General features: G+C 69.8%; 18 protein-coding genes and 2 tRNA genes. 11 read left to right on the top strand and 9 right to left on the bottom strand.

What is annotated here, in order from left to right:
* Positions 1-31: 31 nt before the first annotated feature.
* The 7 genes from ACWEPG_RS14395 (at position 32) to ACWEPG_RS14365 (ending at position 7012) form a co-directional block, all read left to right on the top strand.
* On the top strand, positions 32-850 hold the full coding sequence (locus ACWEPG_RS14395) for an MHYT domain-containing protein (RefSeq protein ID WP_450113876.1): 819 nt from the start codon (positions 32-34) through the stop codon (positions 848-850).
* A 203-nt stretch (positions 851-1053) separates the two neighbouring features.
* The gene (gyrA, locus tag ACWEPG_RS14390) at positions 1054-3567 is read left to right on the top strand and encodes a DNA gyrase subunit A (RefSeq protein ID WP_450113877.1); all 2514 of its coding nucleotides are present in this window, start codon (positions 1054-1056) and stop codon (positions 3565-3567) included.
* Positions 3568-4974 (top strand): DUF3566 domain-containing protein, encoded by a 1407-nt coding sequence (locus ACWEPG_RS14385; RefSeq protein WP_452594653.1) that lies wholly within the window; start codon positions 3568-3570, stop codon positions 4972-4974.
* A 154-nt stretch (positions 4975-5128) separates the two neighbouring features.
* Positions 5129-5202, top strand: a tRNA-Ile gene (locus tag ACWEPG_RS14380).
* Positions 5203-5229: 27 nt separating this feature from the next.
* Positions 5230-5340 (top strand): DLW-39 family protein, encoded by a 111-nt coding sequence (locus ACWEPG_RS14375; protein WP_450113879.1) that lies wholly within the window; start codon positions 5230-5232, stop codon positions 5338-5340.
* Positions 5341-5348: 8 nt separating this feature from the next.
* A tRNA-Ala gene (locus ACWEPG_RS14370) sits at positions 5349-5421 on the top strand.
* Between the two features lie 358 nt (positions 5422-5779).
* Positions 5780-7012 carry a lipase family protein gene (locus tag ACWEPG_RS14365; protein WP_452594686.1) on the top strand — a complete coding sequence of 411 codons (1233 nt, stop codon included), beginning with the start codon at positions 5780-5782 and terminating at the stop codon, positions 7010-7012.
* 71 nt (positions 7013-7083) lie between these two features.
* On the opposite strand, the gene ACWEPG_RS14360 is transcribed toward ACWEPG_RS14365, so the two are convergent.
* Positions 7084-7554, bottom strand: coding sequence for a hypothetical protein (locus ACWEPG_RS14360; protein ID WP_450113880.1), 471 nt, complete (start codon positions 7552-7554; stop codon positions 7084-7086).
* Between the two features lie 71 nt (positions 7555-7625).
* Here ACWEPG_RS14360 and ACWEPG_RS14355 point away from each other — a divergent pair, with 71 nt between their 5' ends.
* Together ACWEPG_RS14355 and ACWEPG_RS14350 are read left to right on the top strand one after the other, a co-directional pair.
* Positions 7626-8153, top strand: coding sequence for a peptidylprolyl isomerase (locus ACWEPG_RS14355; RefSeq protein WP_450113881.1), 528 nt, complete (start codon positions 7626-7628; stop codon positions 8151-8153).
* Between the two features lie 16 nt (positions 8154-8169).
* A complete protein-coding gene (locus ACWEPG_RS14350; protein WP_452594652.1) occupies positions 8170-9087 on the top strand; it encodes a rhomboid family intramembrane serine protease in 918 nt (305 codons plus the stop codon).
* Between the two features lie 61 nt (positions 9088-9148).
* Here the strand turns inward: ACWEPG_RS14350 and ACWEPG_RS14345 are convergent, their stop codons facing one another.
* Entirely contained in the window at positions 9149-9607 is a 459-nt protein-coding gene (locus ACWEPG_RS14345; protein ID WP_452594651.1) for a PH domain-containing protein, read from the bottom strand.
* Positions 9608-9725: 118 nt separating this feature from the next.
* A complete protein-coding gene (gene crgA / locus ACWEPG_RS14340; protein WP_450113884.1) occupies positions 9726-9989 on the bottom strand; it encodes a cell division protein CrgA in 264 nt (87 codons plus the stop codon).
* Between the two features lie 220 nt (positions 9990-10209).
* Between crgA and ACWEPG_RS14335 the strand changes: the two genes are divergently transcribed.
* A complete protein-coding gene (locus ACWEPG_RS14335; RefSeq protein ID WP_452594650.1) occupies positions 10210-10944 on the top strand; it encodes a DUF881 domain-containing protein in 735 nt (244 codons plus the stop codon).
* Between the two features lie 25 nt (positions 10945-10969).
* Positions 10970-11629: an aminodeoxychorismate/anthranilate synthase component II gene (locus ACWEPG_RS14330; RefSeq protein WP_452594649.1), complete on the top strand. Its 660-nt coding sequence runs from the start codon at positions 10970-10972 to the stop codon at positions 11627-11629.
* Positions 11630-11778: 149 nt separating this feature from the next.
* Here ACWEPG_RS14330 and pknB read toward each other — a convergent pair whose 3' ends face one another.
* From pknB to ACWEPG_RS14300, 6 genes are read right to left on the bottom strand one after another with little or no spacing between them, the layout of a single operon-like run.
* Complete coding sequence (gene pknB, locus ACWEPG_RS14325; RefSeq protein WP_452594648.1) at positions 11779-13716, bottom strand: Stk1 family PASTA domain-containing Ser/Thr kinase; 1938 nt, start codon at positions 13714-13716, stop codon at positions 11779-11781.
* Positions 13713-15068 carry a serine/threonine-protein kinase gene (locus ACWEPG_RS14320; RefSeq protein WP_450113888.1) on the bottom strand — a complete coding sequence of 452 codons (1356 nt, stop codon included), beginning with the start codon at positions 15066-15068 and terminating at the stop codon, positions 13713-13715. The genes pknB and ACWEPG_RS14320 overlap by 4 nt, the downstream gene beginning before the upstream one ends.
* The gene (locus ACWEPG_RS14315; protein ID WP_450113889.1) at positions 15065-16561 is read right to left on the bottom strand and encodes a peptidoglycan D,D-transpeptidase FtsI family protein; all 1497 of its coding nucleotides are present in this window, start codon (positions 16559-16561) and stop codon (positions 15065-15067) included. Before ACWEPG_RS14315 ends, ACWEPG_RS14320 begins: the two co-directional genes overlap by 4 nt.
* Positions 16558-18012 carry an FtsW/RodA/SpoVE family cell cycle protein gene (locus ACWEPG_RS14310; protein WP_452594647.1) on the bottom strand — a complete coding sequence of 485 codons (1455 nt, stop codon included), beginning with the start codon at positions 18010-18012 and terminating at the stop codon, positions 16558-16560. The genes ACWEPG_RS14315 and ACWEPG_RS14310 overlap by 4 nt, the downstream gene beginning before the upstream one ends.
* Positions 18012-19460, bottom strand: a complete 1449-nt coding sequence (locus ACWEPG_RS14305; RefSeq protein ID WP_450113891.1) for a PP2C family protein-serine/threonine phosphatase — start codon at positions 19458-19460, stop codon at positions 18012-18014. Before ACWEPG_RS14305 ends, ACWEPG_RS14310 begins: the two co-directional genes overlap by 1 nt.
* Entirely contained in the window at positions 19457-19921 is a 465-nt protein-coding gene (locus tag ACWEPG_RS14300) for an FHA domain-containing protein FhaB/FipA (RefSeq protein WP_450113892.1), read from the bottom strand. The genes ACWEPG_RS14305 and ACWEPG_RS14300 overlap by 4 nt, the downstream gene beginning before the upstream one ends.
* Positions 19922-20074 lie beyond the last annotated feature (153 nt).

Raw genomic sequence — 20074 nt, 5'->3', positions numbered from 1 at the left:
CGACCACACCGAAAGGCGGCGAGCCGCAAGCATGTCGGACCAAGCTGTGCACCACCTGTCGATGGGACTCTGGGTCGTTTTCCTCGCCGTCGGGACCGCGGCCGTCGGCACGTATGTGGGGATCGCATGCGCGCGGCGCGCCGCCTACGCCGCCAACCGGCGTCGGCTCTGGATGCTGGTCGCCGCGCTGTCGATCGGGGGAGTGTCGTTCTGGCTCGCGAACGTCGTGACGACGGCCGGATTCGCGGTCGACGGCAGCGCGGTCCGCTACGACCCGGTCCGGGTCGTGGGATCGCTGGTCCTGTGCCTGCTCGCCACGGTGGCCGGATTGCTGATCAGCAGCCCGCGCTCCGCGGATGAAGTCGAGTCCGACAGCGACACCCGCATCGTCAAGGTGATGTCGGGTGCGGTGGTCATGGGACTCGGTCTGACGGCCGGCTACTACGTCGCGATGAAGGCCATCGAGGTGCAGGGTCGGACCTACATGGATGCCGCCCTGATCTCCGTCGCGGGAGTGGTCGCCGTCATCGCGTCGATCGGCGTGCTGTGGATGGCAGCCGCGGACGTGCCACGGGTGGTCCTCGCCGGTGGGTCGATCGCGGTCGCGGTGGCCCCGGTGGTGATGCACGGGGCGATGATGGCGGCGCTGCGGGTCCGGCTCGACGGCATTTCGCCGACCCCGCCCGGGGTCGAGGTGTTCGGGATCCTGTTCCCTGCGTTCGTGGTCGGGATGCTGATCCTGACGGTTCCGACCGTCGCGCTGCTGATGGCCTCCGACCGGGCGACCGCGGAACTGGAGGCGCAGGCCCGCCTGTGGATCCAGCAGGACGCGGACCAGCGGCAGCCCTGACCCGTCTCCCCGTGACGGGGTGATCGGCGACAACCAGCCACGGCTGCCGCTTCCGGCTGACCAGCACCTATAGACTTGTGTAGTTGTGCGACGCGGGACGGAAGGGAGCATGCGCTTTCGATGTCGACCGTCGCCCCGGGTTCGCGGGCTCTGCCCGCGGCCGTCGCACCCGGCACCACAGAAGCTGAGAAGAAGAGGAGCCGATGACTGACACCACGATGCCGCCGGACGAACCGGGGCACGATCGCGTCGAGCCGGTGGACATCCAGCAGGAGATGCAGTCCAGCTATATCGACTACGCGATGAGCGTGATCGTGGGCCGCGCCCTACCGGACGTGCGTGACGGTCTCAAGCCCGTGCATCGGCGCGTGCTCTATGCGATGTACGACAACGGCTACCGGCCGGACCGCGGTTACGTGAAGTCCGCGCGACCTGTCGCCGACACCATGGGTAACTACCACCCGCACGGCGACTCCTCCATCTACGACACCCTCGTGCGTATGGCGCAGCCGTGGTCGCTGCGTTATCCGCTGGTCGACGGCCAGGGCAACTTCGGATCCCGAGGCAACGACGGCGCCGCAGCCATGCGCTACACCGAGTGCCGTCTGACGCCGCTCGCGATGGAGATGCTGCGCGAGATCGACCACGAGACGGTCGACTTCGCCCCCAACTACGACGGTAAGACGCAGGAACCGACGGTTCTGCCGAGCCGCATCCCGAACCTGCTGATCAACGGCTCCAACGGCATCGCCGTCGGTATGGCCACCAACATCCCGCCGCACAACCTGCGTGAGGTCGCCGAGGCGATCTACTGGGCGCTCGACAACCCGGACGCGGACGAGGAAACCACCCTCGAAGCCGTGATGGAGCGGGTGAAGGGGCCGGACTTCCCGACCGCGGGCCTGATCGTCGGCGGCCAGGGCATCCAGGACGCGTACCGCACGGGCCGGGGCTCGGTCCGCATGCGCGGCGTCGTGGAGATCGAGGAGAACGCCAAGGGCCAGGCCACGATCGTCATCACCGAACTGCCGTACCAGGTCAACACGGACAACTTCGTCAACGCGATCGCCGAGCAGGTCAAGGACGCGAAGATCGCCGGTATCTCCGACATCCACGACGAGTCCTCGGACCGGGCCGGCCTGCGCATCGTGGTCACCGTCAAGCGGGACGCGGTCGCGAAGGTGGTGCTCAACAACCTCTACAAGCACACCCAGCTGCAGACCACGTTCGGCTGCAACATGCTCTCGATCGTCGACGGAGTGCCGCGCACGCTGCGCCTCGACCAGATGATCCGGCTGTACACGGCCCACCAGCTCGAAGTCATCATCCGCCGCACCCGGTACCTGCTGCGCAAGGCCGAGGAGCGGGCCCACATCCTGCGTGGTCTGGTCAAGGCGCTGGACGCGCTCGACGAGGTCATCGCCCTGATCCGGGCGTCGCAGACCGTCGACATCGCCCGCGCGGGTCTGATGAACCTGCTCGACGTCGACGAGATCCAGGCCGACGCCATCCTGGCGATGCAGCTGCGCCGCCTCGCCGCCCTCGAACGACAGAAGATCGTCGACGAGCTCGCCGAGATCGAGCGTGAGATCGCCGACTACCAGGACATCCTCGCCAAGCCGGAGCGTCAGCGCGCGATCGTCCGCGACGAGCTCAAGGAGATCGTCGACAAGTACGGCGACGACCGCCGCACCCGCATCATCGCCGCCGACGGCGACGTCTCCGACGAGGACCTGATCGCCCGCGAGGACGTGGTCGTCACGATCACCGAGACCGGGTACGCCAAGCGCACCAAGACCGACCTGTACCGCTCGCAGAAGCGTGGTGGAAAGGGCGTCAAGGGCGCGGAGCTCAAGCAGGACGACATCGTCAAGAACTTCTTCGTCTGCTCGACCCACGACTGGCTGCTGTTCTTCACCACCAAGGGCCGGGTCTACCGCGCCAAGGCGTACGAGCTGCCGGAGACCTCCCGCACCGCCCGCGGCCAGCACGTCGCGAACCTGCTGGCGTTCCAGCCGGACGAGCGGATCCAGGGCATCATCCACATCAAGTCGTACGAGGATGCCCCGTACCTGGTGCTCGCGACCCGCAACGGCCTGGTCAAGAAGTCCAAGCTGTCGGACTTCGACTCGAACCGGTCCGGCGGCATCGTCGCGATCAACCTGCGCGGTGAGGACGAGCTGGTCGGTGCGGTGCTGTGCTCCGCGGACGACGACCTGCTGCTCGTTTCCGAGCAGGGACAGTCGATCCGGTTCTCCGCGACCGACGAGGCGCTGCGCCCGATGGGTCGTGCCACGTCCGGTGTGCAAGGCATGCGGTTCAACGGGGACGACGCGCTGCTGTCGCTGAACGTCGTCAAGGAGGGCACGTACCTGCTGGTCGCGACGTCCGGCGGTTACTCCAAGCGCACCCCGATGGACGACTACCCGGTCCAGGGTCGCGGCGGCAAGGGCGTACTCACGATCCAGTACGACCCCAAGCGTGGCACCCTGGTCGGAGCGCTCATCGTCGAAGACGACGACGAGCTGTACGCCATCACCTCCGGCGGAGGTGTGATCCGTACGGCGGCCAAGCAGGTGCGCAAGGCCGGCCGTCAGACCAAGGGCGTGCGGTTGATGAACCTCGGGGACGGCGACAACTTGCTCGCGATCGCGCGCAATGCCGACGAACCGGAGGAGTCCGACGCCGCCGCGACCGATGCAGCGAAGGAGTCGTAAGTGAGCACTCCCCACCAGCCCGGCAGTGACCGGCCGAACCCGGCGGGTCCCGCCGCGCAGGGGCAGCAGCCTCCCGCCGCGAAGACCGGGCCCACCGGGGCCGCGAACGGGGCCGCGTCCGCGGCCCCGGCCGCGAACGGTTCCGCGCCGGGTCGGCCGGGTCCCGAACCGGTGGTGCCCGTCGCCGCGTCCGGGAAGGGAACACCGTCCGGGCCTGCGGCTCCCGGATCCGGGGACCCGAAGGCGCCCGAGGCGAAGGCCGCCCCGGTGACGTCGCAACCTGCGCAGCCCGCGGCGAAGGACGTTCCCGCGGGGCAGCCGACTTCGGCGCCGGCCGCACCGCGGGCGGCGGGTGCCGACGCGCCCACCACGAAGGCGCCCGCGGCCAAGACCGGGGCACCCGCGGCGGGCGCCCCGGGTGGACCGTCGGCCCAGCCCGCGTCGGGTGCACAGGCCGCGGCCCAGGCCAAGTCCGGGCCGGAGATGCAGACCAACGGTCGGACCGTCCCGCCCGCACCGACCGGTCAGGTGCCGCAGCGCCCGGAGCAGGCCGGGAAGGCCCCGCAGCAGCCGGCTGCGGGCCGACCCGCGGCCGGGGCGGCGCGACCCGGTGCCCAGACCCCGCCGTGGCAGCGCGGCACCCAGGCGGGTGCCCAGCCGGCGGCGGGAAAGCCCGCCGGCCCGACCGCTGCCCAGCCGGCGGCCGGTAATCCGACCCAGCCGGTGGCCGGTAAGCCGACCGCTGCCCAGCCGGTGGCCGGTAAGCCCTCTGCTGCCGGCAAGCCCGCCGCTGCGCAGTCCGCAGCTCAGCAGGCTGCCGCACGTCCGAACGGGCAGCGTTCGGCCGCCGATCCGGCGCGGGCGGCACAGAAGCAGGCCGCGCAGGCGAAGGCCGCGGTGATCGACGGCCCGACCCGGCACATCGACCGCGAGGATCTCGCGAAGGATTTGCCGGACCTGTCGGAGGTCAAGCATCCGACGCCGGTCGCAGCGGAGAAGGCGCCGGGCAAGAAGCCGTCCGTGATGGTCGCCGCGACCACCCCGGTCGGGGATCCGCTGCGGGCCTCCGTGCAGATCCGCAAGGTCGACCCGTGGTCCACGCTCAAGGTGGCGTTGGTGCTGTCGGTGGCGATGTTCTTCGTGTGGATGTTCGCGGTCGGGTTCCTCTACATCGTGCTCGACGGCATGGGCGTGTGGGACCGGCTGAACAACGCGTTCACCGACATCGTGTCCGAGTCCTCCGACTCCGGATTGGTGACGGCCGGCCAGGTGTTCGGCTACTCGGCGCTGATCGGCGGCATCAACATCGTGCTGTTCACAGCGCTCGCGACCGTCGGCGCGTTCATCTACAACCTCTGCACCGACCTCGTCGGCGGTGTCGAGGTGACTCTGGCAGACCGTGACTGACTGGTCGCTCCTCGCGAACCGTGACCGATTGGTCGCTCGCGAACCGTGACTGACCTGGTCTTTTGCGTCCCCACCGGCCCGATTTTGGCGGCTGCGGGTCGGTGGGGTAGTGTCATGCCTCGGTTCGAGAGACACGATCAATCGGGCCGGTCACGGGCCTATAGCTCAGGCGGTTAGAGCGCTTCCCTGATAAGGAAGAGGTCGGAGGTTCAAGTCCTCCTAGGCCCACTCCCCGTGCCGACGAAGGGTTCGAGCATGAAGATTCTGCTGGTCATTGCGACAGCTGCGGCAGTGATCTTCGGCCTCACCAAGCTGCGCTCGCAGCAGCGCAGCGAGGACGTCTGGCACGAGGTAACCAACCGCTGACGCGGGACGGGGCCTTAGCTCAGTTGGTAGAGCGCTGCCTTTGCAAGGCAGATGTCAGGAGTTCGAATCTCCTAGGCTCCACAAATTTCACAGCTTCAACGAACACCCCGCACCTCTTCGGTGCGGGGTGTTCTGTTTCCTCCGCAGGCGGTCCGGGATGGGGATGCCCCGGCGAATGACCGATTTACCCAGGTTGTCCTGTGGAAATGTGAACAAGCCTGTGTAGCGATGACCTTCGGTCACCGTCGGTTCACGTCCTGGTCACGCTGTTGTCCGGGCTGACATCGGCTCGTGATCCGGGAGGTCGCGGTTCGGCCTCTTACCAAGCTGCTTGCGCTGTGTTACCGTCCCGATCAATCTGTTACTGCAAGTAACATAAATTGGGGGTCTGGGAGTGGTGAACAGCAGGGGAGTGCGCGTCGTTCTCGCGGCGGCGCTGATGGTCGGAGCGGTGACGGCAACGGCCACGAACGCCGCAGCCGCACCGGCGGACTTCTACGGCACACCGTCCGCGCTGCCCGCCGCCCCGGGCGACCTGGTCCGGACCGAGCCGGCCGCTCTCGCACTGCGCGTCCCGAACACCACAGGTGGCTTCCCGGCCGACGCGACCCGGATCATGTACCGCACGGCCGATGCCAACGGCGCGCCGATCGCCGTCACCGGCACCTACTTCGATCCGCAGACCCCGTGGACCGGGGCGGGGGAGCGGCCGCTCGTCAGCCTGGCGGTCGGCACCCATGGTCAGGGCGACCAGTGCGCGCCGTCGAAGCTCTTCGGGCAGCCGATCAACGTCGACGAGCACCTGGCCCCGATGGTCGAGTACGAGATCCTCGCCGTCAACAACCTCCTCCTGCGCGGCATCGCCGTCGTCGTCACCGACTACGAGGGCCTCGGGACCGATGGCGTGCACACCTACGTCAACCGCGCCGCCGAAGCGCACGCCGTCCTCGACGCCGTCCGTGCCGCGCAGGCGCTGCCGGACACCGCGATCACCCCGGACGGCCCGGTCGGCTTCTGGGGTTACTCCCAGGGCGGCGGCGCGGCTGCCGCGGCCGCCGAGCTCGCCCCGCAATACGCGCCCGAACTCGACGTCAGGGGCACCTACGCGGGCGCGCCGCCGGCAGACCTCGTCGCCACGCTGCGGGAGATCGACGGATCCTCCCTGACCGGGGCCATCGGCTACGCGATCAACAGCCTCGTGCAGGCGTACCCGGAGTTGCGGGACTTGCTGGAGGCCGAGGTCAACGACCGTGGCCGGGACATGCTCACGCGCGTCGCCGACCAGTGCATCGCCGAATCCGCGGCGGCGTTCGGATTCCAGCGGACCAGCGACTACACCCGCACCGGCGAGTCGCTGTCGGTGGTGCTGGATCGGATGCCGGTCGCGAAGGACCTGCTCGACCGGCAGCGGATCGGCAGGCTGACACCGTCCGCCCCGGTCCTGGTGCAGTCCGGCGTCCACGACGACGTTGTGCCGTACGGACAGGCCGCCCAGCTCGCCCGCGACTGGTGTGCCCGCGGGGCGACCATCCAGTTCTCCGAGAATCCGCTGCCCGCGCTCGGGACGGGTCTCGGCGTCAACCATGCCGCGCCGATCGTCCTCGGCCTGCCCGAGGGCTCCCAGTTCATGCTCGACAGGTTCAACGGCGTGCCCACGGCCGGCAACTGCTGACCGGTCCTCCACGCCACAGCGAACGGGCCCGGCACCTTGTGAAGGTGCCGGGCCCGTTCCACGTGAAACCGCTACTGCTCGACGGCCTCGAGGTCACGCAGGCTCGGCGGCTGGTCCGCGACCGGTGCCGGCTCCGCGCGTCGCAGTCGCCACACCGCGACACCCGCGGCGACGGCGACGCCGAGCGCGCCGACCACCGCGATCCGACGGAACCGGCCGCCGCGGTGGTCGGGGGCGACCGCAGCAGCGACGACGTTCTCGTCGGTCAGCGGGGCCGCGGCGGCATGCCTGGGCCGGGACAACGCCGACTTCGCCATCGAGTACCCGAGGCCGAGAAGGTAGGCGCTCACCGTGCCACCGCCCTTGACCAGACCGCCGGCACCCTTAAGCACGCCGAGCGCGGAGGCTTTCGCCAGCCGCAGCGCCATGCCGGGGTCGGTGGAATCGGTTCCGGACGTCGTCAGAACCGGTGCGTGGGTGTCGAATTCGTCTTCGAGCTCGACCGGTGCCGGGGCGGGGGACTGCTTGGTAGCGCGAGTCATTGCTCCACTGTCCCACATGTCCGTGCTGTGTGAGTGGCACCAGAGGTGCGTGTGAATGGCACCATGGAGGGGTGAGCACACCGAATCAGACCGCAACCGCAACGCTGCACACCAACCGTGGCGACATCAAGATCGCCCTGTTCGGCAACCACGCGCCGAAGACGGTCGCCAACTTCGTCGGCCTCGCCGACGGATCCGCCGACTACACGACCGAGAACGCCAAGGGGGAGAAGTCCGGCCCGTTCTACGACGGGGCGATCTTCCACCGCGTCATCGACGGCTTCATGATCCAGGGCGGCGACCCGACCGGCACCGGCCGCGGCGGCCCGGGCTACAAGTTCGCCGACGAGTTCCACCCCGAGCTGCAGTTCGACCGCGCCTACCTGCTGGCGATGGCGAACGCCGGCCCGGGCACGAACGGCTCGCAGTTCTTCATCACCACCGGCCAGACCCCGCACCTGAACCGTCGCCACACCATCTTCGGTGAGGTCGTCGACGAGGAGTCGAAGAAGGTCGTCGACGCCATCTCGGCGACCCCGGTCGACCGTTCCGACCGCCCCGTCGAGCCGGTCGTGATCAACAGCATCACCATCTCCTGATCGACCGAGGAACAAGATGACGAACCCCGGTTGGGGTGGGCCCGGCGAGGGCATCCCACCCCAACCGCGGTGCGTGCGGCACCCGGACCGTCCCACGGGACTGTCCTGCACGCGCTGCGGACGCCCCGCCTGCCCCGAATGCCTGCACATGGCCTCGGTCGGTCAGCACTGCGTCGACTGCGTCGCCGCGGCGAACCGCCAGACCGCGACCGTCCGCACCGCCGCCGGTGCCCCGGTCCGTGCCGGGCTGCCGACGCCGATCGTCACGTACGTCCTGATCGCGCTCAACGCCCTGGCCTTCGCGGTCACCGTCGCGCAGTCCGGGAACATCAGCGACAACCACCGCGGGTCGGCACTGTTCAACGACTGGGCGCTGTGGCCGCCTGCCGTCGCGAACGGGGACCTGGTCCGCGTCCTGGGCAGCGGTTTCCTGCACTTCGGGTTGCTGCACCTGGCCGTCAACATGTTCGCCCTGTGGGTGATCGGCCGGGACACCGAACTGGTTCTGGGTCGGGCCCGGTACCTGGCGGTGTATCTGGTGTCCATTCTCGGCGGTTCGGCCGCGGTGATGGCATTCCAGATCGACGCGGTCACCGCAGGCGCATCGGGCGCGGTGTTCGGCCTGATGGGCGCGCAGGCGGTGATCCTGTTGCGGATGCGCCGCAGTCCCGGACCCGTCCTCGCGGTCATCGCGCTGAACGTCATCATCAGTGTCACGATCCCCGGCATCTCGCTGTGGGGACATCTCGGCGGACTGGTCGCGGGCGCCGCGGCCACCGCGGTGTTCATGTACGCACCCGGCCTGGCCGGTGATCCGCAGCAGCGCAAGCAGGCCCGCACCCTCGGCTGGGTCGGGTTCGCCGCGGTCGTCGTCGTCACCGTCGGTGTCGTCGCGATGCGGATCGTGCAACTGCGGAGCGAACTGGGTCTCTGACGCCGCGGCGGCCGCGGTGGAGGGCCCCGGCCTCCGGTCGGACCGGCGGGGTTCCCCGTCGTCAGGGAGTGGTGCGACGGTCCGGCGGGACCAGGCCGCGGGAGTTCAGCTCCTCGAAGACGACGGTCGGATCGGCGCCGAGATCCCAGCGACCGAAGATGATCAGCCGGTCGTCATCGGACCCGGGCGGTCGCACGTCGATCTCGAGCATCGGGACGCGGCGGCCGAGACGCGGGTAGCGGACGATGCGGACCCGGCTCAGCTCGGAGCGGTCGACGTCGAGGCGCCCGCGCAGGCGCTGCATGGTCAGGCCGCGGTTGCCCTCCTGGATCGCGAGCCGCGGCCGCTGCCGCAGGCCCAACGCGGTCACCACGAGCAGGCCGAGCGCGGCCAGGCCGATCAGGAACCGTCCGGCGGGATCCGCGGGCAGCGCGAGCGCGGCAACCGCCATCGCCACCCCGCCGATTCCCGTGGCGGCCAGCGCCGCCGTCGGGGTGGACCAGGACCGTGGGGGCGTCATTCTCGGCCCCGAGGTGGGTTGTGCACTCGTACTCCCGAAGTTATCCACAGCGGTTATCCACAATGGGGATGAATGACATGTGTGTAATTGGAGGGGAGTGGACGGGTGAAACTGCAGGTCATCGCCACCGCATCGTCATGATCAGGCCGGCGACCATGAATCCGAACCCGATCAGGAAGTTGTATGCACCCAGGTTGTTGATGAACTCGATCTGGTCCCCGGCCAGGTAGTACACGATCAGCCACGCCAGACCGATCAGCATCAGGCCGAGCATCACCGACACGTACAAGGTGCTCGACGGTCCGGCCTTGACCTTCACGGGCGTGCGGTTCGCAGGGCCAACGGTGTAGTCCGTCTTCTTCCGGACCTTCGACTTCGGCATGACGTCCTCGGGTGATTGTGACCAGGGCAGCCGGCCCTGTGGATGAACGGTGTGCGACCGCGGTCGGCGTCGTCTCCGACACCTCCCAGGTAGATTCGAGCCTACGGTAGCGGGATACACGCTAGCCCAGCACCGAACCGCCCGGGGCGGACCTCGACCACTCCGCCGGCGGCGGACCAGATCACCGATGACACTCCGACTGCGCGGGGAAGGCACAGAGATGACCGAAGGCGTCCGCCGGTCGCGGCTCTGGCTGGTGGGCGTGCCGATCGTCTGCCTGGTCGCGGGGTTGCTGTTCGCCACCGCCCGCGAGGTTTCCGCGGGCGACGAGTTGCGGCGCGGAGACACCACCCGACTGTCCGACCTGGTGCGGGCCGCGCAGGGCGACCTCGACCGGGTCACCGCCGCCCGGGACGGACTCGTCGCGCAGGTCGATGCGCTGCAGGCCAGCGCCGCCGGCTCCGACACCGGGGTCGCGCAGGTCCTGGACCGGGTCCGCAGCCTCGAGGGCGCGGCGGGGTTGTCCGAGGTCACCGGTGCCGGCGTCACCGTCACCCTCACCGACGCCCCCCGCGACTCCGACGGCAACTATCCCGCCGGAGCCCGGCCCGACGATCTGGTCGTGCACCAGCAGGACGTGCAGTCGGTGCTCAACGCGCTGTGGGCGGGCGGCGCGACCGCCGTCGGCATGCAGGACCAGCGGGTCGTCGCCACCACGGCACCCCGTTGCATCGGCAACACGCTGCTGCTGCACGGTCGCACCTACAGCCCGCCGTATGTGATGACCGCGCTCGGCGACCCCGCCCGGCTCACCGCAGCCCTGGACGCCGAACCGGGCGTGCGGCTGTTCAAGCAGTACGCGGTCCGGTACGGGCTCGGGTTCAGCCAGACCACTTCGGATTCGCTGACCGTCCCCGCCTACGACGGGCAGATGCGCACCAAGTTCGCCCGGTGACCCGGCGTCCCCTTATCCTGACGCCATGCGCATCCTCGTCGTCGACAACTACGACAGCTTCGTTTTCAACCTGGTCCAGTACCTGGGTCAGCTGGGCACGACGGCGACTGTGTGGCGCAACGACGACCCGCGCCTCGACGACCGCGCGGCCGTCGCGGCGGAGTTCGACGGCATCCTCCTGAGCCCCGGTCCCGGCACCCCGCAGCGGGCCGGCGCCAGCATGGACCTGGTTGCGGCCTGCGCGGAGACGGGCACGCCGCTGCTGGGTGTGTGCCTGGGCCACCAGTCGATCGGGGCCGCGTTCGGCGCCACCGTCGACCGGGCCCCGGAGCTGCTGCACGGCAAGACCAGCCAGGTCACGCACGACGGCACCGGCGTGCTCGCCGGGCTGCCGAGCCCGTTCACGGCGACCCGGTACCACTCGCTGACCGTGCTGCCCGAGACGATGCCCGAGGAACTGATCCCGACGGCTCACACCGAAACCGGCATCGTGATGGCGCTGCGGCATCGGGACCTGCCGATTCACGGCGTCCAGTTCCATCCGGAGTCGGTGCTCACGCAGGGCGGGCACCGGATGCTCGCGAACTGGCTCGAGGTGTGTGGTGAGCGGCCTGCCGAGGCGCTGATCGAGACCCTCGAAGCCGAGATGGCTCGCGCCCTCGGCGACGCCCTCACCCACTCCTGACCTGCGCCCGGGGTTCCGTAATGTCACATCGAGTCACTTCAGGCGAGCCAATGTGACATTAGGGAACCGCCTGCGCTCCCAAAACTCCCGAACGGCCCACCGGTTCAGGTCAACTGAACCGGTGGGCCGTTCGGAAATCCGGGGTGGGGTCAGCGGCCGCCGCTCGGGATGCCGAGCTGACCGATGCCGACGGTGATCGACGCGGTCTTCGACACCTCGGAACCCGGAGGCTGGGTCTGCGAGACCACCTTGCCGACCTGATCCGTTTCCAGGGTGGGCTCCGGACGCTGCACCAGCTGGCTCGACGAGCCGGTCCAGCCGGCCTTGCGCAGCGAGTCGAGGACCTGTGAGACGGTCAGGTTGCTCAGGTCCGGCATCTGGATCATGTTGCCGTTCGACACCTTGATCGTGACCGTGCTGCCGCGGGAGGCGGTGTCGCCGCCGGTCGGTTCGGTGGACACCACCTGGCCCTTGGGGCGGCCGGAGTCGATGTTCTCGACCTGGACCTTGAAGCCGGCGCCCTCGATGTTCGGCTGGGCCACCTCGAGGGTCTGCCCGACGACGTTCGGCACCCGGACCTGTTCGGGTCCGCTGCCGAGGGTCACCTGGACGGTGCCGTTGAGATCGACCTTCGTGCCGGAGGTCGGCTCCTGCGCGGTGACCTTGTCGAGCTGGTCGGTCGAGGACGGCGCCCGGTCCACGGTCGGGTCGAGCGACAACCCGATCGCGTTCAGCGCCTGCGCGGCCTGCGACTGCGTCATGCCGGTCAGCTTCGGCACATCCACCTGCTGCGGCCCGGACGAGACGTCGAGGGTCACGACGGTGCCCTCGTCGGCCCGGGAGCCGGCGACGGGAATGGTGGCGATGACGTTGCCGTTGGCGACGACGTCGCTCGGCTTCGGCTGTGTCTGCACCCGGAAGCCGAGGTTCTGCAGTTCGGTCTGTGCGGCCTGCGACGACTGGTTGGTCACGTCGGGGACGGTGACCTGCGCGGCCTTCGACCCGGGGCCGAGCGACCACAGGAACGCGCCGACGATGCCGATCACGGCGAGGGCCGCGATCGCCGCGAGCGTCATCTTCAGGGCCTTGCGGGACCCCTGCTGGGGCTGCGCCGCCGCGGCAGCGGCGGTGGCCGCCGGCGCCGGGTTGGCGGGCGCGGTGGCCGCGTACCGGCCGGAGTTGTTGTCGACGGCGCCGAGGATGGTGGTGCGGTCCTCGTCGTTCATCACCATGGGTGCGGACGGACGCTGCCCGCCGAGCACTCGCACCAGGTCGCCGCGCATCTCGGCGGCGCTCTGGTAACGGTTCGCCGGGTTCTTGCTCATCGCCTTGAGGATCACCGAGTCCAGCTCGCGCGGGATGTCGGGGTTCACCGACGACGGGAGCGCCGGATCCTCGCGGACGTGCTGGTAGGCGACCGCGACCGGGGAGTCGCCCTTGAACGGAGGCTCGCCGGTCAGCACCTCGAACAGCACGCAGCCGAGCGAGTACACGTCGGAGCGGGCGTCGACCTGTTCACCGCGCGCCTGCTCGGGCGAGAGGTACTGCGCGGTGCCGATCACGGCCGCGGTCTGGGTCATCGGGCTGGAACTGTCCGAGATCGCGCGGGCGATGCCGAAGTCCATGACCTTCACCGCGCCGGAGCGGTTGATCATGATGTTCGCGGGCTTGATGTCGCGGTGCACGATGCCGTTGCGGTGGCTGAAGTCCAGCGCCGCGCACACGTCGGCGATGACCTCCATCGCGCGGCGCGGTGCCATCGGGCCCTCGCTGCGGACGATGTCGCGCAGGGTGACTCCGTCGACGTACTCCATCACGATGTACGGCAGCGGGCCGCCGTCGGTCTCGGCCTCGCCGGTGTCGTAGACGGCGACGATCGCCGGATGGTTCAGCGCCGCCGCGTTCTGCGCCTCCCGGCGGAAGCGCAGGTAGAACGTGGGGTCGCGGGCCAGGTCGGCACGCAGGACCTTGATGGCAACGTCCCGGCTGAGCCGCAGGTCGCGGGCGAGGTGGACCTCGGACATGCCACCGAAGCCGAGAATCTCACCCAGCTCGTAGCGGGAGGAGAGTTTGCGCGGTGTCGTCATGGCTGTCCTTGGGAAGCCGAGGTCGTCGTCTCGGTCGTCGTGGTGGTCGTGGTCGTGGTGGTGGTCGGCGGCTCGGTGGTCGTCGTGGTGGTCCGTTCCGTCGTGGTGGTCGGCGGCTCGGTGGTCGTCGTGGGCCGTTCCGTCGTGCGTTCCGTGGTCCGTTCCGTCGTGCGTTCCGTGGTCGGCTCGGCGGTCCATTCCGTGGTCGGCGGTCGGGTGGTGGTCGGGGCGTGGGTGGTGGTCACCGGGATGCGGGTGGTCGTCGGTGTCGCCGGACTCGACGGTTCACCGCCTCCACCGAACAGCAACATTCCTCCACCGATGAGCAGGGCCAGCAGTACCAACGCGCCGCCGGCCCACGCGAGGGCCTTCTGTCCGCTGGTCAGCCCGGACGGCGGCGGTTCCGCCGCCGGATCGGGCCCAGCATAGGCACCCGTCGACGGGGCCAGCACCTGGGTGGCCGCGGTGGGCGGCGCCACCGCCACCGTCGGCGCACCGGACCCCGGCATCGGTGGTCGGCCACCGGACCGGACGACCGCGACGGCGTCCGCGAACTCGCCGCCGCTGTGGTAGCGCGCCGCCGGGTCCTTCGCCATCGTGATCTCGATCAGTTCACGCACGTTCGGCGGCAGGTCCGCCGGCAGCGGGGCCGGGATCTCCTGCACGTGTTTCATCGCCACGGTCAGCGCGCCGTCGCCACTGAACGGGCGATGCCCGGACAGCGCCTCGTAGCCGACGACGCCGAGCGAGTAGACGTCGCTGGCCGGCGACGCGTCCTGGCCGAGGGCCTGCTCGGGGGCGATGTACTGGGCGGTGCCCATCACCATGCCGGTGCGGGTGACCGGTGACGCCTCGACCGCCTTCGCGATGCCGAAGTCGGTGATCTTCACCTGCCCGGTCGGGGTGATCAGGATGTTGCCGGGCTTGACGTCGCGGTGCACCACTCCGGTGGCGTGTGCGGCCTGCAACGCCCGACCGGTCTGTTCGAGCATGTCGAGGGCGTGCGGCAGCGACAGTCGTCCGACCCGGGCGAGCACCGCGTTGAGCGGTTCGCCGTTGACCAGTTCCATCACCAGGTAGGCGGTTGCGGCGCCGGCGGTGTCGCGGGTCTCGCCGTAGTCGTAGATGCCGGCGATCCCCGGATGGTTCAGCTGGGCGGTGGTGCGGGCCTCGATGCGGAACCGTTCCAGGAACTCCGGGTCGGAGGAGAACTCCGACTTGAGGACCTTGACGGCGACGCGGCGGTGCAGCCGGTTGTCGGTGGCCTCCCACACCTGACCCATGCCGCCGGTGGCGATCAGGCGCAGCAGCCGGTAGCGGTTGGCGATGACACCGCCGTTCTGCAGGCTCATCGTTCCCCCTCCCGCTGCAGGGCGGCACCGATGACGGCGCGGCCGATCGGGGCGGCCACGGAGCCACCGGTCGCGGCCGCACCCCGGTCGCCGCCGTCCTCGACGATCACGGCGATCGCGACCTGCGGGTTCTGGGCCGGCGCGAACGCGATGTACCAGGCGTGGGGCGGGGTGTTCCGCGGGTCGCTGCCGTGTTCGGCGGTGCCCGTCTTGGACGCGATCTGCACGCCCGGGATCTTGTTCCCGCCGCCGGTGTTGTTCTCCGAGCCGATCATCAGGTCGGTGAGGGTGGCCGCGACCTGCGGGGACACCGCCTGCCCCTTGGATTCGGGAGCGGTGGTGGCCAGGTTCGACAGGTCGGGGCTCTGCAGCTGCGCGACCAGGTGCGGCTGCATCCGGACCCCGCCGTTCGCGACGGTCGCGGCGATGACGGCGTTCTCCAGCGGCGTCAGCGCCACGTCCCGCTGGCCGATGCTGGACTGGCCGAGCGCGGCGTCGTCCGGGATGGTGCCGATGGTGCCGTCCGCGACGGGGAGCGGGATGCCGGGCGAGTCCGGGCTGATCCCGAACGCGGTGGCCCGTTCCTTGAGGGCGTCGGCGCCGTTCCGGATGCCGAGTTCGACGAACGCGGTGTTGCAGGAGCGGGCGAACGCCTCCCGCAGCGACGCGGTCGGGCCGGACCCGCAGGTGGTGCCGTTGTAGTTCTCCAGGGTGGTCGTCGTCCCCGGCAGGGTGATGGTCGGGGCGGCGGTCAGCTGCTCGTCCGGGTTCGCGCCGTTCGTCAGCGCGGCCGCGGTGACCACCACCTTGAACGTCGAGCCGGGCGGGTAGGTCTGCGAGATCGCGCGGTTGAGCAGCGGCTTGTCGGGGTCGGCGTTGAGCTCCTCCCACGCCTGGGTGCTGACCTTGCCGTCGTGGCTGGCCAGCAGGTTCGGGTCGTAGCTGGGGGTGCTGACCATCGAGAGGATCTCGCCGGTGCTCGGGCGGATCGCGACGACGGATCCCGTGTAGCCCTTCGCGGTCAGCTGGTCGTACGCGACCTGCTGGACGACGGGGTCGATGGTGGACACGACGTTGCCGCCGCGCGGATCCCGCCCGGAGACGAGGTCGAAGAAGCGGCGTCCGAACAGCCGGTTGTCGGAGCCGTTGAGCACCGCGTCCTCGGAGCGCTCGAGGCCGGTGTTGCCGTAGAGCATCGAGTAGAAGCCGGTGACGGGGGCGTTCGCGAACGGGCTCGACGGGGCCGTCGGGTTCGGCGGGTAGGTGCGCAGGTACTTGTATCGATCGTCGGTGGGGACCGACGCGGCCAGCACCTGACCCCCGGCGGAGATCTGCCCGCGCTGGCGGGAGTACTCGTCGAGCAGCACCCGCGAGTTCCGCGGGTCGGTGCGCAGGTCGTCGGCCTTGATGACCTGGACGTAGGTGGCGTTGGCGAGCAGGGCGACGACCATCACCATCACGGCCATCGCGACGCGGCGCAGCGGAGTGTTCATGTGCGCCTCAACATTTCCGTCGGTGCGTCCGCGATGGGTGCGGGTCCCTTCTTCTTCGGCTCGGGTGGGGTGCGGGCGGCGTCGGAGATCTTCATCAGCAACGCCAGCAGCAGGTAGTTCGCCAGCAGCGAGGAGCCGCCGTACGACATGAACGGGGTGGTCAGGCCGGTCAGCGGGATGAGTTTGGTGACGCCGCCGACGACCACGAACAGCTGGATCGCGATCGTGAAGGACAGGCCCGCGGCGAGCAGTTTGCCGAAGCTGTCCCGGACCGCCAGCGCGGTGCGCAGACCGCGGATGACGAAGATCAGGAACAGCATCAGCACCGCGGCGAGCCCGATCAGACCGAGTTCCTCACCGATGGTGGCGACGATGAAGTCGGTCTTCGCGAACGGGACCTGCGACGGGCGGCCGCTGCCCAGTCCGGTGCCGGCGAGCCCACCGGTCGCGAGGCCGAACAGCGACTGGGAGATCTGGTAGCCGGTGTTGTTGTAGTCGGCGAGCGGGTCGAGCCAGGTGTTCACCCGGACCCGCACGTGCCCGAACATCTGGTAGGCGAGCACGAACCCGAGTGCAAGCAGGCCGCCGCCGATGACGAGCCAGCCGGCCCGTTCGGTGGCGACGTACAGCATCACCAGCACCGTGCCGAACAGCAGCAACGAGGTGCCCAGGTCCTTCTCGAGCACCAGCACGCCGATCGAGACGACCCACGCGACCAGGATCGGGCCGAGGTCGCGGGCGCGCGGCAGGTCCAGGCCGAACACGTGCTTGCCCGCGGTGGTGAACAGTTCGCGCTTGGACACCAGCACCGACGCGAAGAAGATGATCAGCAGGATCTTCGCGAACTCGCCGGGCTGAATGCTGAAGAACGGCAGCTTGATCCAGATCTTCGCGCCGTTCACCTCGGACATCGACGACGGCAGCAGCGCGGGGATCGCCAGCAGCACCAGACCGGCCAGGCCGAGGGTGTAGCTGTACCGCGCGAGCAGTCGGTAGTCGCGCAGGAGCACCAGTACGGCGATGAACCCGGCGATGGCCAGCGCCGTCCACAGCACCTGCTGGGTGGCGTCGGGGGAGGGTGGCTCCCGGCCGAAGTAGGCGGCGGTCGAGGCGTCCGCCAGGTCGAGGCGGTGAATGAGCACCAGGCCGAGACCGTTGAGCAGCGCGACGATCGGCAGCAGCAGCGGGTCGGCGTGCGGCGCGAACCGGCGCACGGCCGCGTGCGCGATCAGGAACAGCGCCGCGTACGCGAGCGCGTACTTCGCCAGGTCCCAGGTGATGGCCTGTTCCTGGCTCGCCTCCACCAGCACCAGCGAGAGCGTGGTGATGGCGATGGCGGCGCAGATCAGCAGCAGTTCCGCGCCGCGGCGGTTGGACTGCTGGGGGGCGGGGGCGAACCCTCCCGGAGGACTCGGGAAGGAGGCGCCCGAGGGTGCCGAGGACACGGACATCAGCTACCGGTCCTGCAATTCTGTCCCGGAACCTGGGGCAGCGTCGTCTCGGTGGTCGCGGCAGGCGGGGTCGGTTCGGCCGTGGGAGCCGGTGCCGGTGCCGGGGGCGCGGCCGGCGGGGCCCCGGGTTCCGGGACCGGTGTGGGGGCCGGGGCGGGGGTCGGCGTCGGCTGCGCGGTGGTGGTGGGCTCGGGTGTGCACACCGGCAGCAGGTCGCCGTCGGTGAGCCGGTGCATCTGGTCCTTCGCGTCGTCGAGCGACCCGGACGGCAACCCGGCCCGGACCTGCTCCCGCGCGGACGGCTGCAGGTCGTCGACGGTGAGGATCGTGCACGAGGTGGGCGTGATCTCGGGCGCGACCAGAGTCAGGTCGCCCGTGTCGGTGACGCAGCCGAGGAGGTTGACGTCCTGCAGTGAGTAGCCGAGCACCGAGCCGGGCACACCGCGCAGCACGGCGACGCGGCCGTCGTCGGCGCCGACGTAGTAGTTGTGCCGGATCAGCATCCGGCCGACGACCACCCCCACTGCGAGGACCACGACGAGGCCGAGGGCCAGCAGGATCCAGCGCAGCCGGTGACGTTTCTTCGGTTCGGGTTCGGCGACGGCCACCCGGCGGGGCGTGGCCCGCGGCGGACGCATCGCGGCGGCCCGGCCCGCGGCGGTGTCCGGCGGCGGGGTGTCCTCCTCCTCGTCGGAGGCGGCACCGCCGACGATGGGCCGGCTCGGGCCGTAGTCGAGGTCGATGACGTCGGCGACGACGACGGTCACGTTGTCGGGTCCGCCGCTGCGCAGGGCCAGTTCGATGAGCCGGTCCGCGGATTCGGCCGGGGTGCCGCCGCGCAGGACGTCGGCGATGGTCTCGTCGCTGACGACGTCGGACAGTCCGTCGGAGCACAGCAGGTAGCGGTCCCCGGCGCGGGCCTCGCGCACGGTCAGCGTCGGTTCGATCTCGTTGCCGGTCAACGCCCGCATGATCAGCGACCGCTGCGGATGGGTGTGCGCCTGTTCGGCGGTGATCCGGCCCTCGTCGACGAGGGACTGCACGAAGGTGTCGTCCCGGGTGATCTGTGTGAGCACGTCGTCGCGGAGCAGGTAGGCGCGGGAGTCGCCGATGTGCACCAGGCCGAGCTTGCTGCCCGCGAACAGGATCGCGGTCAGGGTGGTGCCCATGCCGTCGAGTTCCGGCTCGTCCTCGACCTGTTCGGCGATGGCGGCGTTGCCGTGCCGGGTCGCGGCTTCGAGCTTGCCGAGCAGGTCGTCGCCGGGCTCGTCGTCGTCGAGGTGCGCCAGGGCGGCAATCATCAACTGCGACGCGACTTCACCGGCGGCGTGGCCGCCCATCCCGTCGGCGAGCGCGAGCAGCCGCGCACCGGCGTAGACGGAATCCTCGTTGTTGGACCGCACGAGGCCGCGGTCGCTGCGCGCTGCGTAGCGCAGGACGAGGGTCACGGGCGGAGCTCGATCACGGTCTTACCGACCCGGACCGGGGTGCCCAACGGCACCCGAACGGCGGTGGTGACGCGCGCCCGGTCGAGGTAGGTGCCGTTCGTTGAGCCGAGATCCTCCACGTACCAATCTGTTCCGCGGGGCGACAGGCGTGCGTGCCGGGTCGAGGCGTAGTCGTCGGTGAGGACCAGGGTGGAGTCGTCGGCGCGGCCGATGAGGACCGGCTGGGTGCCCAGGGTGATCCGGGTGCCGGCGAGCGCTCCCTGCGTCACGATGAGGTTCTTGGCGACCTTCGGTTTGCCGAACGAGGGCAGCACCGAGGAGCTGCGGTTGTATCGGGGCGGAACCCGGACGCCGGCGGCGGCGTAGACGTCACTGCGCAGGGTGCGGAGCACCGCCCACACGAACAGCCACAGGAGCAGCAGGAAACCGGCCCTGGTCAACTGCAGGATGAGTCCCTGCACAGCGGTCCACCTCCTCCTCGTTCGCGGCATCGTGCCGACAGCGTCGTATTGCGATGCGGCGATCGTCGCTCGCACCGGGGAACGCCCACACCACAATACGGAACTCCGTCGGACTTCCGTCGGTTAGTGGCTGGCCTGTCGGTTTGGGTAACT

This window comes from Rhodococcus sp. NPDC004095 (assembly GCF_053604015.1).
The sequence above is the reverse complement of the archived record's forward strand: the minus strand, read 5'-3'. Positions and strand labels throughout refer to the sequence as shown.